The 14,993-nt window shown below is 69.4% G+C and carries 13 protein-coding genes; 6 read left to right on the top strand and 7 right to left on the bottom strand.

The genetic code is table 11. From position 1 onward, the window contains the following. Positions 1–18: 18 nt before the first annotated feature. Entirely contained in the window at positions 19–807 is a 789-nt protein-coding gene (locus tag QE360_RS16815; protein ID WP_309703413.1) for a DUF1206 domain-containing protein, read from the bottom strand. A gap of 252 nt (positions 808–1,059) precedes the next feature. Between QE360_RS16815 and QE360_RS16810 the strand changes: the two genes are divergently transcribed. From QE360_RS16810 to katG, 4 genes are all read left to right on the top strand, one after another. Next, a complete protein-coding gene (locus QE360_RS16810; RefSeq protein WP_309703411.1) occupies positions 1,060–1,836 on the top strand; it encodes a response regulator transcription factor in 777 nt (258 codons plus the stop codon). Beyond that, the gene (locus tag QE360_RS16805; protein ID WP_309703409.1) at positions 1,820–3,169 is read left to right on the top strand and encodes an ATP-binding protein; all 1,350 of its coding nucleotides are present in this window, start codon (positions 1,820–1,822) and stop codon (positions 3,167–3,169) included. The genes QE360_RS16810 and QE360_RS16805 overlap by 17 nt, the downstream gene beginning before the upstream one ends. 89 nt (positions 3,170–3,258) lie before the next feature. Beyond that, positions 3,259–4,140, top strand: a complete 882-nt coding sequence (locus QE360_RS16800; RefSeq protein WP_309703405.1) for an intradiol ring-cleavage dioxygenase — start codon at positions 3,259–3,261, stop codon at positions 4,138–4,140. A 224-nt stretch (positions 4,141–4,364) separates the two neighbouring features. Further along, positions 4,365–6,590 (top strand): catalase/peroxidase HPI, encoded by a 2,226-nt coding sequence (gene katG, locus QE360_RS16795; protein WP_309703403.1) that lies wholly within the window; start codon positions 4,365–4,367, stop codon positions 6,588–6,590. 117 nt (positions 6,591–6,707) lie between these two features. Here katG and QE360_RS16790 read toward each other — a convergent pair whose 3' ends face one another. Genes QE360_RS16790 through QE360_RS16770 form a run of 5 tightly spaced genes read right to left on the bottom strand, consistent with a single transcriptional unit; the run spans position 6,708 to position 11,973 of the window. Then, positions 6,708–7,364, bottom strand: coding sequence for an alpha/beta fold hydrolase (locus QE360_RS16790; RefSeq protein ID WP_309703401.1), 657 nt, complete (start codon positions 7,362–7,364; stop codon positions 6,708–6,710). Beyond that, on the bottom strand, positions 7,361–8,050 hold the full coding sequence (locus tag QE360_RS16785; protein WP_309703399.1) for a YjbE family putative metal transport protein: 690 nt from the start codon (positions 8,048–8,050) through the stop codon (positions 7,361–7,363). Before QE360_RS16785 ends, QE360_RS16790 begins: the two co-directional genes overlap by 4 nt. A gap of 4 nt (positions 8,051–8,054) precedes the next feature. Then, on the bottom strand, positions 8,055–9,356 hold the full coding sequence (locus tag QE360_RS16780; protein WP_309703398.1) for a CitMHS family transporter: 1,302 nt from the start codon (positions 9,354–9,356) through the stop codon (positions 8,055–8,057). Positions 9,357–9,388: 32 nt separating this feature from the next. After that, positions 9,389–10,894, bottom strand: coding sequence for a porin (locus QE360_RS16775; RefSeq protein WP_309703397.1), 1,506 nt, complete (start codon positions 10,892–10,894; stop codon positions 9,389–9,391). Beyond that, on the bottom strand, positions 10,891–11,973 hold the full coding sequence (locus QE360_RS16770; protein WP_309703396.1) for an ABC transporter substrate-binding protein: 1,083 nt from the start codon (positions 11,971–11,973) through the stop codon (positions 10,891–10,893). The genes QE360_RS16775 and QE360_RS16770 overlap by 4 nt, the downstream gene beginning before the upstream one ends. A gap of 97 nt (positions 11,974–12,070) precedes the next feature. Here QE360_RS16770 and QE360_RS16765 point away from each other — a divergent pair, with 97 nt between their 5' ends. Together QE360_RS16765 and QE360_RS16760 are read left to right on the top strand one after the other, a co-directional pair. Continuing rightward, a complete protein-coding gene (locus tag QE360_RS16765; protein WP_309703395.1) occupies positions 12,071–12,736 on the top strand; it encodes a response regulator transcription factor in 666 nt (221 codons plus the stop codon). Next, a complete protein-coding gene (locus tag QE360_RS16760; RefSeq protein ID WP_309703393.1) occupies positions 12,726–14,141 on the top strand; it encodes a sensor histidine kinase N-terminal domain-containing protein in 1,416 nt (471 codons plus the stop codon). Before QE360_RS16765 ends, QE360_RS16760 begins: the two co-directional genes overlap by 11 nt. On the opposite strand, the gene QE360_RS16755 is transcribed toward QE360_RS16760, so the two are convergent. Further along, positions 14,129–14,983: a MipA/OmpV family protein gene (locus QE360_RS16755; protein ID WP_309703391.1), complete on the bottom strand. Its 855-nt coding sequence runs from the start codon at positions 14,981–14,983 to the stop codon at positions 14,129–14,131. The genes QE360_RS16760 and QE360_RS16755 overlap by 13 nt on opposite strands. Between the last annotated feature and the right edge of the window lie 10 nt (positions 14,984–14,993).

The following is a 14,993-nucleotide window of genomic DNA, read 5'->3' as shown; positions in this document are numbered from 1 at the left end:
GCGTGGGACGCGGACCGATCAATGCCAGCTGGTCGCCCGCCGGATCGCCGCGCCGACGGGCACGTCATGCAGCCGCCGATAGCGCGCCTCGACAAGGCTGAAGAGTCCGAACGCCAGCAACCCTGCGCCGACGATCAGGTCGAACGGGTTGGTCAGCCATGACAGGACCCGCGCCATGCCGCCGGCCTCGCCCGCCTGTTCCTCGATCCCGGCCCGTGCGAGCAGATAGCCGCTGATCAGGAACACCAGCCCGCGCGCGGCATATCCCGCGCGACCGCTCCACTGCACCCAGCGTTGCCGCGCGACCGAGGCGTCCAGATAGCGCAGGAAGGACCCCTTCGTCGCCTTGACCAGCTGGACCGCACCCAGCGCCGCCAGCACCACCGCCCCGACCAGCACGAGCGCCCAGCCGCCGGGCAGTTGAAGCGCCGTTCGCGCGCCTTCGCGCGTGCCGTCCCCGGACAGGGCCGCGCCCCGCATCACCGCGACGGCCTGCCACGCCAGGAAAAGGTGCACCACGCCGCTGACCCCCGCGCCGACCCGCTCCATCACGCCCTTGCGATCGGTGCCGTGACGCTCGATGTCGAGCGCGGCGTCGGCCAGGCGCCAGATGCCATAGGCCACCAGACCGACGGCGATGATCCCCAGCAGGATCTGGCCGCCGCCCCGCCCGAGATACGCGATGGCGCCGCTGGGGTCCTCGGCCCTGCCGGTGCGAAGGATGAGAAAAGCGATGACGAGATAGAGCAGGCCGCGCGTTGCAAAGCCGATCCGGGTGAGGGCGGTCAGGCGCGAATTGGCGTTCATGCGATCTCCTTTGCCCACGAAAACAAGGGCAAGGCGATCTCGTTCCCGGATCGGAACGACGTATTCGGGTCAGGGCGGCTCCAGCACTTACCCATCCTGACGACAGGGTGATCGAACGCTCCGGTCCGCGCCCCGCGACGAAGGTCGGGTCGGCCCGATCCCGGTGTGGCGCCCCGGCCACAGTCCGGTCCCGTTCTGGCGATGTTGCAGCGCTGCAATCCGCGCGATACACCGGGACGGCATCCGGGCGTCATGCAGACCGTCGCCCGTCCTGAACCGATCGAGACCATGGACCTCGAAACCCGCCTTCTCATCGTCGACGACGATCCCGGCATTCGCGAGCTGACGGCGGCGTTCCTCGCCGACCATGGCTATGTCGTCGATGTCGCCGAGGATGCGGCGGCGATGCGGGCGGCGCTGGTGCGCCATGCCTATGCGCTGGTCGTTCTCGACGTGATGATGCCGGGGGAGGACGGGCTGTCGGTGCTTCGCAGCCTCGACCGTGCGACCGCGCCGCCGGTCATCATCCTGTCGGTGATCGGCGAAGAGGTCGACCGGATCGTCGGACTGGAAATGGGCGCCGACGATTATATCGCCAAGCCCGCCAATCCCCGCGAACTGCTGGCCCGCATCCGCTCGGTCCTGCGTCGCAACCAGGGGCGGCCGGCCGCGATCGGCTCGGTCCAGACGGCATTGCCGGAGCGTGCGTATCTGCGTTTCGCGGGCTGGCGGCTCGATCCGTTGGGACGGCAGCTGTTCGATCCGGACGAGGTCCTCATCAACCTGTCCGATGGCGAGTTCCGCCTGTTGATCGTACTGGTCGAGCATCCGCGCCGCGTCCTGACCCGCGACTTCCTGCTCGACCAGTCGCGCGGGGCCAATGCCGAGCATTTCGACCGCGCGATCGACGTCCAGATCAGCCGGTTGCGCCGCAAGCTGCAACGATCCGACGGGCGCGGCGGCGACGATCTGGTCCGCACCGTGCGCAACGAAGGCTATCTGTTCACGGCCGATGTCGAGCGTCGCTGACCGGCGACGCGACCGGCGCGGGGCCTCGATCGCGGCGCCGATCTTCCTGCTGGTCATCGTCTCCGTCCTGGTGGCGACGGCGATCTCGTTCGTGGTCACCTTTTCCGGGCCGCCGCCCTTCGACTTTCCCAGCAGCCTGCGCTCGATCGCGATGACGCTGGAAGGCAAGGGGCCGCCGCCCTTCGACCGGGGCGGCCCGCCGCTCGGCGTGGCGCAAGCGGCCGATGGCCAGGATCCCGGACCGGGGCCGCCACGGCGTCGAAGGGAACGGGCCCCGCCCATGGCCCGTAGCGGGGAAGTCGCCGATCCCACCGCCCGTCGTCGCCTCGCTGCCGAGTTGGGCGTCTCGCCCGCCGCGGTCCTGGCCTTTACCGAAACGGCGGGCAAGACGGAGCGCGATGCCTTTGTCGGCAGCTTCACCTTCGCCTGGCATGAGGGAGCGGGCTGGTGGGTCGTGCGCAGCCATGTGCCGCCCTATCTGACGCGCTGGCACGTCCGCACCATGCTGGCGATGCTGGTCGCGATCCTGCTGCTGTCCCTGCCGGCATGGTCCATCGCCCGCGCGCTGACCCGGCCCCTGCGCCGCCTCGCCAGCGCCGCCGATCAGGCGGGCACCGGCGCTGCGCTGCCCGCGCTGCCGGGGGGCAGTCGTGAGGTGCGCGATCTGGCGCGTGCGGTGACGACGATGCACGCCCGTCTGGCGCACCATGCCGAGGCGCGCACCGCGATGCTGGCGGGGATCGCGCATGACCTCGGCACGCCGCTGTCGCGGCTCGCCTTTCGTGTCGAACAGCTGCCCGAGGACGCGCGCGCCCGTGCCGCCGCCGATATCGGCGAGATGCGCGCGATGATCGCCGCCACGCTGGCCTTCACTCGGGACGAGGCGGTCCAGGCCGACGCGCGCCGCCTCGACCTGGCCAGCCTGCTCGACAGTCTGGTCCAAGACATGGCCGATGCCGGTCAGCCCGTGACGCTGATGCCCGGCCCGCGTGCGGTCGTGCGCGGCGATACGGCGGCGTTGCGGCGGCTGTTTTCCAATCTGATCGAGAATGCGGTGCGCTATGGCGAGCGGGCGACGATCGGGTGGGAGGTCGCGGGCGGGAATGTCGGCATATGGGTGGCCGACGACGGACCCGGCATCGATCCGACGCAGGCGGAACGACTGTTCCAGCCATTCGTGCGCGGCGACCCCTCACGCAACCGCGCCACCGGCGGCACCGGGCTGGGTCTCGCCATCGTTCGGTCGATCGCGACGCGGCACGGCGGCGCGGCGACGCTGGAAAATGGCGATCGCGGCGCGATGGCGCGTGTGGTGCTGCCGCTGGCGAGCTGACACACGCTGCAACATCATGGCGGCATCCCGACATAGCCGGGCAATCCGCCACGCCGACATGCTCCTTCTGTCCGAAGGAGTATGAGTGCATGTCCGACCGCCATCCCGACCACGCCCACAGCCTGGCCGACGATCTGAAGGTCATGGAGACGCTGATGGCGCGCCGTCGCGCGCTAAAGTGGTTTGCCGGTGCGGGCACCGCCGCGCTGGTCGCGGGTTGCGGCGGCAGCGACGCGGCGCCGGGCAGCGTCGCGGTGGTGAGCGGCTCGACCGCCAGCGCCACCCCCACGCCGACCGCCAGCGGCACGAGCGCGGCGTGCATCGCCGACCCGGCCGAAACCGCCGGTCCCTATCCCGGCGACGGCACCAACACCGCCTCCGGGGGGACGTCCAACATCCTCACCGTGAGCGGCGTCGTGCGCAGCGACATCCGCCCCAGCTTCCTATCGACCACCACGGTCGCGACCGGCGTCCTGCTGAAGATCACGCTGACCCTGGTCGACGTCAACGCCACCTGCGCACCGCTGGCCGGTTATGCGGTCTATCTGTGGCATTGCGACCGGCAGGGGCTCTATTCGCTCTATACCGCCCCGGCGGAAAGCTATCTGCGCGGGGTCCAGGTGACCGATGCCAATGGCCAGGTCAGCTTCACCACCATCTTCCCCGGCTGCTATGACGGGCGCTGGCCGCATATGCATTTCGAGGTCTTCTCCAGCCTCTCCAATGCGCTGGGCGGTCGTTATGCGGTCCTGACCTCGCAGCTGGCGATGCCGAGCGCCGCCTGCTCGGCGGTCTATGCCGATGCCACGACCTATCCGTCGAGCGCCGCGAAGTTCGCGCGCATTTCGCTGTCCAGCGACGGCATCTTCGGCGACAACAGCGCGGCGCAGGTCGCGCAGCAGACGCCGGTGTTCAGCGGCAACGTCGCGGCGGGTTACGATGCGACCACTCTGATCGGTATCGCCCGCTGAACTTCGTCGTGCAAAAGCATTTGGCCGATGCTTTTGCACGCTATGCCGCAGCGGCTCCGGCGGGTCGAAGCCGGTCGCGGCGACAGGCATTGAGCCGAGAGGCGCGATACCGGTAGTGATCGAGTATCATGATCTATCCGTCCCGAATAATCGATTGGACAGATTGCCTGCGGGCGCGGCACTATCATGTGGTGAAGTGACATCGGTAGGAAGAGGACACCGAGATGGCCGATTACGAAAAGCCCAAGAGCGGCGGTTGCCCGATGGGTGGCAAGGGCGGCGGCGAGGTCAAGGCCCGGTCGCTGCTGGGACGGACCAACAAGGACTGGTGGCCCGACGCGCTGCCGATCGACATGCTGCACCAGCACGGCATCTCGCCCGACCCGATGGGCGAGGGCTTCGACTATGCCGAGGCGTTCAACGCGCTCGACTATGCCGCGGTCAAGGCCGACCTGCTCGCGCTGATGACCGACAGCAAGCCGTGGTGGCCCGCCGATTACGGCCATTACGGCCCCTTCATGATCCGCATGGCGTGGCACGCCGCCGGCACCTATCGCGTGACCGATGGGCGCGGTGGTTCGTCCTCGGGGCAGCAGCGTTTCGAGCCGCTGAACTCGTGGCCGGACAATGGCAATCTCGACAAGGCGCGGCGCCTGTTGTGGCCGATCAAGCAGAAATACGGCAAGCATATCAGCTGGGCCGATCTGTTCATCCTGGCGGGCAATGTCGCGATCGAGAGCATGGGCGGGCCGACCTTCGGCTTCGCGGGCGGCCGCAAGGACGTCTATGCGTCGGAGGGCGATACCTTCTGGGGCGCCGAGGAGCTGTGGGTCGATGAAGGCGCGCAGACCCGCATCACCGAGGAGACGCCCGAGCTCGAAGGACCGCTCGCCGCGATCCAGATGGGCCTTATCTACGTCAATCCCGAAGGGCCCGGCGGCAATCCCGACCCGCTGACCTCCGCGCGCGACATGAAGGCGACGTTCCGGCGGATGGCGATGAACTCCGAGGAGACGGTGGCGCTGACGGCGGGTGGCCATGCGTTCGGCAAGGCGCATGGCGCCAAGCCCGCCCCGCACTTCAAGAACCCGGCGGCGGAAGCGGTGCACCAGCAGGGGCTGGGCTGGCTGACCGACAGCGAGGAGATCGGCCAGGGGCATATCACCACCTCCGGCATCGAGGGCGCATGGTCGAACAATCCGACCAAGTGGACCGGCGACTATCTGCGCCTGCTGTTCAAATATGACTATGAACTGACGCAGAGCCCGGCAGGCGCCAAGCAGTGGACTCCGGTCAATCCCGACCCCGAGGACATGGCCCCCGACGCGCGCGATCCCAACAAGCGCGTGCCGACCATGATGACCACCGCCGACATGGCGCTGAAGATGGACCCCGAGTTCCGCGAGATCGCGCTGCGCTTCCGCGAGGATCAGGCGGCGCTGGACGACGCCTTTGCCCGCGCCTGGTTCAAGCTGACCCATCGCGACATGGGTCCCAAGATCCGCTATCTCGGCCCCGAAGTGCCCGAAGAGACGCTGATCTGGCAGGACCCCGTGCCCGAAGGCACCATGCCGTCGGATGCGGCCGTGGCGGCGTTCAAGGAGGCGGTGCTCTCCAGCGGGTTGACGGTCGGACAGTTGGTCAAGACCGCCTGGGCCTCGGCCTCGACCTATCGCCGGTCGGACCATCGCGGCGGCGCGAACGGCGCGCGCATCGCGCTGGCCCCGCAGAAGGACTGGGCGGTCAACGAACCCGAACAGCTTCAGCAGGTCCTGGCCAAGCTGAACGAGCTGCGCGGCGACATGTCGCTGGCCGATGCGATCGTGCTGGCGGGTTCGGCGGCGGTCGAGAAGGCGGCGCGCGATGCCGGGTTCGACGTGGCGGTCCCGTTCCTGGGCGGTCGCGGCGACGCGACGCAGGAATGGACCGATGTCGAGAGCTTCATCTGGATGGAGCCGCAGGCCGATGGTTTCCGCAACTATCTGAAGACCCGCAACCCGGTGAAGACCGAGGAGCTGCTGCTCGACCGGGCCTCGCTGCTCGGGCTGTCCGCGCCGGAAATGACGGTGCTGGTGGGCGGCCTGCGCGTGCTGGGCGCGAACTTCGGCGATGCGCCGGAGGGCGTGCTGACCGACCGTCCGGGGCAGCTGACCAACGACTTCTTCGTCAACCTGCTCGACAATGACACCTTCTGGGATCTGGTCGATGCGTCGAGCGACGAGAAGTTCATCGGTTACGACCGTGGCGGCCGCCAGGAAAAGTGGCGCGCGACCCGGACCGACCTGATCTTCGGTTCCAACTCGCAGCTGCGCGCGACCGCCGAGGTCTATGCCGAGAACGGGCACGAGGAGAAGTTCGTGCGCGACTTCGTGCGGGCATGGGTGAAGGTGATGAACGCCGATCGCTTCGACGTGACCGCCAAGCCGGTATCGGCCAACCAGGCCAGCTAATCACACTTAGGGCGACAAAGGGGGCGCGGTGCCCGGACTCAGGTCCGGGTCGCCGCGCCCCTTTTTCATGTCGTCCGGATCGCGCGGCCGTGCCGCACCGGCGGCGTGCCGGACCGTTCAGCCTTGCAGCCAGTCCCGCAACAACTGGGTGACCTCGCCGGGGCGCTCCAGCGGGGCCAGATGCCCGCAATTGCGGATCTCGTGGAGCCGCGCGCCCGGAATCCGGTCGGCCAGCTCGCGCGCCTCGGCGGGCAGGCATATGCGGTCATATTCGCCCACCGCCACCAGCGTCGGCACCCGCACCGCCGCGATGGCCGCGCTGATGTCCGGCCGGGCGAGCATGGCGCGCTGCTGGCGTTCGAACACGGCCGCGCCGACGCGCTCGGTCATCGCCTGGACGGGGCCGCTGACGATCGGGGTCAGCGTCGGGTCGGCATGGGGTGCGGTGGCGAGCAGGCCCTGCTCGGCGACGGTGCGTGGGCGCATCCGCATCGACGCGCGGGTGCCGAACAGCGCCACCCGCTGCACCCGCTCGGGGGCCTGGCGGATCACCTCCAGCGCGACATAGCCGCCCAGGCTGACCCCGGCGACCGCGAAGCGCGGCGGGGCATGGGCCAGCACCCGCGCGGCCATCGCCTCCAGCGTGTCGTCGACGGTCAGATCGCCGAGCATCGGATGGGTGACGTCGCTCAGGTCGATCACCTGCCTGGCCCAGAGTTGGCCGTCGCAACCCATGGCGGGCAGCAGGATGAGGGGCGGCGCGTGGCGGATCATGGCAATCTCTCCCGATAAGGGGGCGTGGGGTGGGATGGGTCAGGCGAACAGGTCAGCAGTCCGCGCGCCGGGTCGGTCAGGCCTTCCCAGATCATCTTGCCCGCGACCCACAGGATGACGAGCAGCCCGACATAGGCGAGCCAGCGATAGCGCTCGATCACGCGGGCGAGGATATTGGCGGCCAGCCCCATCAGCGCGACCGACAGGATCAGACCGATGGCGAGGATGCCGGGATGGTCCCGCGCGGCCCCCGCGACCGCCAGCACATTGTCGAGGCTCATCGATATGTCGGCGACCGCGACCGCCCAGGCGGCGGCCCAGAAGCGGCGCGGGGCCTGGTGCGCCAGCGCATCGTCGTCGCCATAGCCACCGCGCAGTTCGCGCCACATCTTCCACGCGACCCAGACCAGCAACAGCCCGCCCGCCAGCACTAGTCCGACGACCTGAAGCAGCTGGGTCACGACCAGCGCGAAACCGATGCGCAGGACCAACGCGGCGACCACGCCGACGAGAATCACCTTGCGCCGCATCGCCGGGGGCAGCCCCGCCGCCAGCGCGCCGACGACGATGGCGTTGTCGGCGGCGAGCAGCACGTCGATCAGGACGACCTGGGCAAAGGCCGCCAGCGCTGCTGGCGTGCCGATCGCGGCGAAGTCGGCGACGATATGCTGCCAGAGCGTCTCCATCGGATCAGCCCATCAGCGGGAAGGCGAGCACCGCCATCCCGACCAGCGTCATGACCGCGCAGACCATCGCGGCGGGGACCAGGGTGAAACGCTGGTGATCGGCCAGGTCGACGCCCGCCAGGCTGACCAGCAGATAGGTCGACGGCACCAGCGGGCTGAGCAGATGGACCGGCTGGCCCATCAGCGAGGCGCGGGCGATCGCTATCGGCGACACGCCATAATGCGTCCCCGCCTCGGCCAGGATCGGCAGCATGCCGAAATAGAAGGCGTCGTTGGAGATGAAGAAGGTGAAGGGCAGGCTGAGCGCGGCGGTGATCGGCGCCATATACGGCCCCAGCACCGGCGGAATCCAGCCGACGACCTCCTTGCTCATCGCCTCGACCATGCCGGTGCCCGACAGGATGCCGGTGAAGATGCCCGCCGCGAAGATCAGCGAGACGACCGACAGGACATTGCCCGCATGGGCGGCGATCCGCTCCTTCTGCTCGGCGACCTGCGGATAGTTGACGATCATGGCGACCGCAAAGGCCAGCATCATCAGCACCGACAGCGGCAGGATGCCCGAGACCAGCCCCGCGATCAGCGCGATGGTCAGCGCGGCGTTGAACCCGCGCAGGTGCGGGCGGCGCGCCTCGGGAAATTGCGACACGGCCATGCCGGTGAAGGCGGTCGGCTCATTGGCCTTCACATGGCCGATGCGGCGACGCTCCTTGCGGCCGAACCAGATCGCCAGCCCGATCAGGAAGGCGAGCCCGGCGATCATGCCGGGGATCAGCGGCAGGAACAGCGTGGCGGGGTCGAGCTTCAGCGCGCTCGCGGCGCGGGCGGTCGGGCCGCCCCAGGGGGTCAGGTTCATGATCCCGCTGGTGCTCATCAGCAGGCAGCACAGATACAGCCGGTTCATGTCGTACCGCTTGTAGAGCGGCAGCAGCGCGGCGATGGTGATGATGTAGGTGGTCGACCCGTCGCCATCCAGGCTGACGATCGCGCACAGCACAACCGTGCCGATCAAGATGGCCAGCGGATCGCCGTGCACCACGCGCAGCAGCCGGTTGACCAGCGGATCGAACAGCCCGGTATCGGTCATGATCGAGAAGAACAGGATCGCGAAGAGCAGCATGACGCCGGTCGGCGCGAGATTCTTGATGCCGTCGATCATCATGTCGCCCAGGCCGGAGGCGAAACCGGCGATCAGCGCGAAGGCGGTCGGCACGACGATCAGCGCGACCAGCGGGGTCATCCGCTTCGTCATGATGAGCGTCATGAAGGTGGCGACCATCAGGAAGCCAAGCAGGGCAAGATCCATCGAAGGATGCTCCGTGAGGGGAGGAGGGTGTCTTAGAAGGTGACGGCGATGCGCGTGCCGATCGTCTCGCCGCTGTCGGGGCCGGTGAAGGCGCCTGCGCGATTGTCGGTGTCCCAATGGACCCAGTTGAACTGGAGCCGGGTGAAGCTATTGAGGTACCAGTTGGCGCCGACCGTCGCGGCCCAGCCGCGCCCGCCGGTCAACAGGCTGGTATAGTCCAGATTTTCGTAGCGCGCGGTCAGCTCGATCGCGCCGGGTCCGCCCTCGAAGATCGGTTTCAGCACGCGCGGCTGGCCGAAGCTGCCCAGGCGCGGGTTATAGGGGGGCAGGTCGCCGGTGACGAACCAGCCGCCCGACAGGCTCCATGCCTTGCTGAGAAAGTCGGGGCGGTCGCCGGTCAGGCGCGCGCGCCGCTCGCCCGCCTCGGCCATGACCCAGACCGGGCCGACATAGCCGCCCAGCTCCGCGCCATAGCCGGTGGTGCTGCGCCCGCCGAGCAGGGCGCCGGTCGACACCCGCAACGCGCCGTTGAAGCGGCCGCCGATCACCGTGTTGCGGGTCAGGGTGGTCGCCGCCGAGGACAGCGCCTCGTCAAAGCCCCACAGGCCGACATGGAGGACCGAACGCTCGCCCTTGATCGGGTTCCAGTGCGCGCGGGCCAGCACGGTGCGGCTGTCATTGGCGGCCTGGCTGCCGTCGATCCGGTCGCCGGTCAGCGTCAGCGAGGCGTGGCCCGTCTTCCAGAACAGGCGCGGCATGATGCCGACGCCGTAGAAGCCGCGCTGCGGGATGATCGCGGTGGCGACGACGGTGCGTTCCATGAATGGCGTCGAGTCCGATCCGGTCGAGCCCTCGAACCCGCGATCGTTGAACAGATGCCCGGCGCGCAGGTCGTAATCCAGGCCCGGCCGGATACGGTTACGCCACCCGATGAAGGCGGTGACGATGTCGACGTCATTTTCGGAAAAGTCGGTTTCGAACTGGTAGAAGAAATGGGTGCCGACCCCGCCTTCCAGGCCCAGGCGCAGCGCGCGCATGCCGGTCGTGGTGATGTTGCGCCCGTCATAGCGCGACCCGAAGCTGGAGCTGACATCGGCCAGGATGCGGCCGCGCGGCTTGAAGGTGTAGATGCCGTCCGCCGAGTGGAAGACGGGCAGCCCCGCCCCCCATTCGGTCGTCACGCCCGCCGCATTGGCCTGCCGCGCCTGCGCCACGTCGCGCTCGGCGGGGCCGGGAGGGACGAGCTGCGGCGCGAAGGGGCGGGTGACGGTGTCGCGGCCGGTCGTGTCGTTCTGCGCCAGTTGCGATGCGGGCGTCGCCGCCGCTGCCGCCGGGGTGGTGGTGGCGGGCATGGTGCCGGCGATCGGGGCGGGGGCCTGCGTCCCCTCCAGCCGGTCGAGCCGGGCGCGCAGCGTCGCGATCTCGGCGGCCTGCTGGCGGACCAGCGCGGCGAGGTCGTCGTTGCTGGGCGTCTGGGCCAGCGCGGGGGTGGCGGCCAGCAGCGCGACCAGCGCGGTCGCGGTTCGGTACGGGATCATCGGGTTCGGGCCCCTTCGGCTAGAGTGGCGCGCCAGTCGGCCAGGAAGCGGCGGCGCTTGATCGTATCGAGATTGACGAGAAGCTGCGGCCCGACGCGGATCGGGCGTTGCTGTTCGGACGACAGGCGGGGCGCGCGGACATCGCTGCGCACCGGCAACAGCCATTGCCGCGCGAGGAGCGTCTGTCCGGTGCGCGACAACAGGAAGTCGAGGAACAGCCGCGCCGCCGCCGGATGCCGCGCATCGCGGGTGATGAAGGCGACGCGCGAGGCGATGATCGTATAGTCGCGCGGAAACACCACCCGGATGCGCGGGTCGCGCAGCGCGCGGGTCAGCGCATAGGGGCCGACCACATTATAGGCGATGGCGATCCGCCCCGCCGCCACCGCGTCCAGCATCGGCTCGGTGGTGCGCGACAGCATCGGCCGGGTCGCCGCGATCGCCTGGACCAGCGAACGGGTGTCGCGGGTGATCGCATGATCCTCGATCAGATAGAGATAGCCGACATTGGACCGGGCGGGGTCATAGGTGGCGACCTTGCCCGTCAGCGCGGCGCGACGGCCGCGCAGCAATTGCTCGAACGCCTCATGGGTGCGCGGCACCTGTGCCGCCGGGATGAGGCGGCGGTTGACGACGAAGGCGACCGGCTCGGCGGTGACGCCGTAGCCCATGTTCTTCCAGACGGCCGTGGCGGGCAAGGCGGGCTTTTCGGGGCTGAGATAGCCTTGCGCATAGCCGTCGTTGATCAGCTTGGCCTGGAGATCCATCGCCGAGGACCAGACCAGATCGGCCCCCGCCGTGCCTTGCCGCGCCTCGGCGACGACGCGGTCGTAGATGGTGCTCGATTCCAGGTCGTCATAGCGGACCGTGACGCCGGGATAGGTGCGGCGAAAGGCGGCGATCAGTGGCTGCATCGCGGCGGTGTCGGCATTGCCATAGACGCGCAGGCCGCCCTCGGCGCGCGCATCGGCGACCAGCGCGTCATAGGAGCGGGGATAGCCGACCGGGCGATGCGGCGCGCTGCCTTGCGCGAACGCCGGGGCGCCCAGCAGCAGCATCGATAGAATCAGGATTCGCATCGTTCAGGTCCTCTCGCTTCCCGCCTCTGAGTTCGGGTAAGCTCATGGACATGAACTATGCCGGCAAGCTGTCATCCACCTTTCACCGGGCGGTGCGATGCGGATTCTGATCGTCGAGGACGATGCGGCGCTGGCGCGCGGGATCGTCGCGCTGCTGCGGGCCTCTGGCCATGCGGTCGATCACGTCGCCAGCGGCGAGGATGCGCTGATGGTGATCGCGGACGAGGCCTATGCGCTGGTCGTGCTCGATGTCGGGTTGCCGGGGATGGACGGTTTCTCGGTGCTGGAGGCGCTGCGGCGGCGAGGTGCGCGCGTGCCGGTGCTGATGCTGACCGCCCGCGACGCGCTGGACGACCGGGTGCGCGGGCTGGACCTGGGCGCGGACGATTATCTGCGCAAGCCCTTCGCCCCCGCCGAGCTGGAGGCGCGGATCCGCGCGCTGGGGCGGCGGCGCGGCGGCGATCCGACCCCGGCGCTGGTCGTCGGCGCGCTGGTGCTTGACCGTTCGCGCGGCGAGGCGCGGGTCGGCGAGCGGGCGCTGGACCTGCGCCGCCGCGAATGGGCGGTGCTCGACTCGCTCGCCACCCGCGCCGGACAGATCGTGCCGCGCGAGACGTTGCAGTCCGAGGTGTTCGGCTATGACGAGCCGGTCGGCCCCAATGCGATCGAGGTGAACATCACCCGCCTGCGCGGCAAGCTGGCCCCCGACGGCCCGGCGATCCGCACGGTGCGCGGGGTCGGCTATATGCTCCATGCCGATTGAGCGCGCGCGCGGCGGCGCGCTGGCGCTGCGCACCCGGCTGCTCGCGGCGATGCTGGCGCCGATGCTGGCGATCGCGGTGCTGCTGGGGCTGGCGGGGGCGACGCTGATCGCCGATGTCGTCCGCCGCACCAACGACCGCGTGCTCGGCGGGGCGCTGGGCGCGGTGGCGGAGACGGTGCAGGTCGAGCGGGGCGAGGTGACGCTAGACCTGCCCGCCGCGGCATTCGGGATGCTGGAGAATAGCGAGCGCGACAATGTCTATTACCGGATCGCGGTGGGGGGGCGCCTGCTGACCGGCTATGGCGACCTGCCCGCGCCGCATGTCGCGGAACTGGCGCTCGACACGCCGCGCTTCCGCTTCGCCCGCTATCGCGGCCAGGATATCCGCGTCGCCGAGGTGCGCCGCGCGCTGCCCCGCATCGACGCGCCGGTGGTGGTGCAGGTGGCCGAGACCCTTGACGGTCGCCGGGCGCTGCAACGGCGGTTGGTGATCGCGCTGGTGCTGGGCGAGATCCTGCTGGTGGGGGTCGCCATGCTGCTGATCCGCCCGGCGCTCGCCTGGAGCCTGCGCCCGCTGGCGGGCCTGCGGGGGGCGGTGTCGGCCCGCGACCGGCGCGCGACGCCGGACCTTTCGCCGCTGGATACCGGCCCCTTGCCGGTCGAGCTTCGTTCGCTGGCCGATGCGTTCAACCATCTGCTCGCCCGGCTGGACAGCGCGACGGCGGGAATGCGGCGCTTTACCGCCGATGCCTCGCACCAGATGCGCACCCCGCTGGCGGTGCTGAAGGTGCAGGTCGCGCTGGCCAGGCGCGGCAGCCCGACCGCCATGGGCGAGATCGCCGATGCGGCCGACCGACTGGAACATCTGGTGACGCAGCTGCTGGCGCTGGCCCGTGCCGAGGAAGCGGGCGTCGCGCCCCCGCGCGAGCGGGTCGACCTGCGGGAAGTCGCGGTCGCCGTCATCAACCGCCGGATCGCGCAGGCGATCGAGGCGGGGGTCGAAATCCATCTCGATGCCCCGGCCGATCTGGTGATCGCCAGCCATCGCACGCTGGTTTTCGAAATCCTGTCCAACCTGCTCGATAATGCGATCCGCTATAATCGTCGCGGCGGCCAGGTGATGATGACCATCTCGGGCGAGCAAGGGACGGGGGCCAGGATCGTGGTGGCCGATGACGGCCCCGGCCTGCCCGATGCCGACCTGGCCCGTCTGGGCGAACGCTTCACCCGCCTTTCGACCGCGCGCGACAGCCAGGGCAGCGGCCTTGGCCTCGCCATCGTCCGCTCTGCGGCGTCGCGCCTCGATGCGTCGCTGGAGATCGTCAGCACCCGACCCGGCCTGCGGGTCACGCTGGGCTTCGGGGCGGCCGGAATGATCGGCAGCGACGGCGATCAGAAGCTGTAGGCCAGCCCCAGCGCCCCCAGCCATTGCTGGCGCGACCCCGCCTGCGCGACGATCGGGCTGTCGCCGATGCTGCCGATCATGCCGCCAAAGGTGCCGAGCGCGACGAGGTGCACGCCGTGCAGCAGATCGCCGTGCAACGTGCGAACCCCGACAAGGCCGATCGTCCAGTTCTCAATCCCGCCCTTGGCATCGTAGACGGGCAGGCCGCTGCGGAGGCTTTGGGCGGGCGAGACGCTGTAATAGGTTCGCGCATAGCGATCCTCGGCTATGTCGACCGCCGCCGTGAACGCCACCGCCATATGAAGCGATAGCGGCGTGAAATAGGTCAGGCCGGGCTGCCACAGCCCCGCATCATGGATTCCGGCTACATCGTGCCGATAGGACAGGGTGAGGGACAGCGTGTCATAGGGGCTGGTCACGACGCCCGTTTTCTGGACCCCGACATAGCCGCCCAGTTCGATGGCGGTGCCCAGCGCGCCGAGCGCGCGGACGCGGGGATCGTGGATGCCGCTAAGCGTGCTGCGGTTGAAATTGACCTGGGCGACGGGCCCGCCCTGAAACCGCCAGCCCGGCCCCGGCCGGTCGCGGAGCAGGTCGACGCTCAACTGGTTGCCCGCAAGGACGAAGGAATGTCCCTCGACCGAACCGATCGCGGCCGGGGCGACGACCGGGCTATAGTGATCCGAGCCCTCATAATCGGGAATGACGGCCAGACCGGCCCCCAACGCGACCCGGTCCCGGTCGAAGGGGGAGGGCTCGGGATGGGATTGGGCGGAGACCTGCGCGGGTAGCGGCGCTGCGATCAGCCCGGCCGCCGCGACCATGAAACGGAATGTCGACATGCGATCGTCC

Origin of the sequence: Sphingomonas sp. SORGH_AS_0789, from assembly GCF_031453055.1 — a bacterium.
GTDB lineage: Bacteria > Pseudomonadota > Alphaproteobacteria > Sphingomonadales > Sphingomonadaceae > Sphingomonas.
This window is presented reverse-complemented; position numbering and strand designations above follow the sequence as displayed.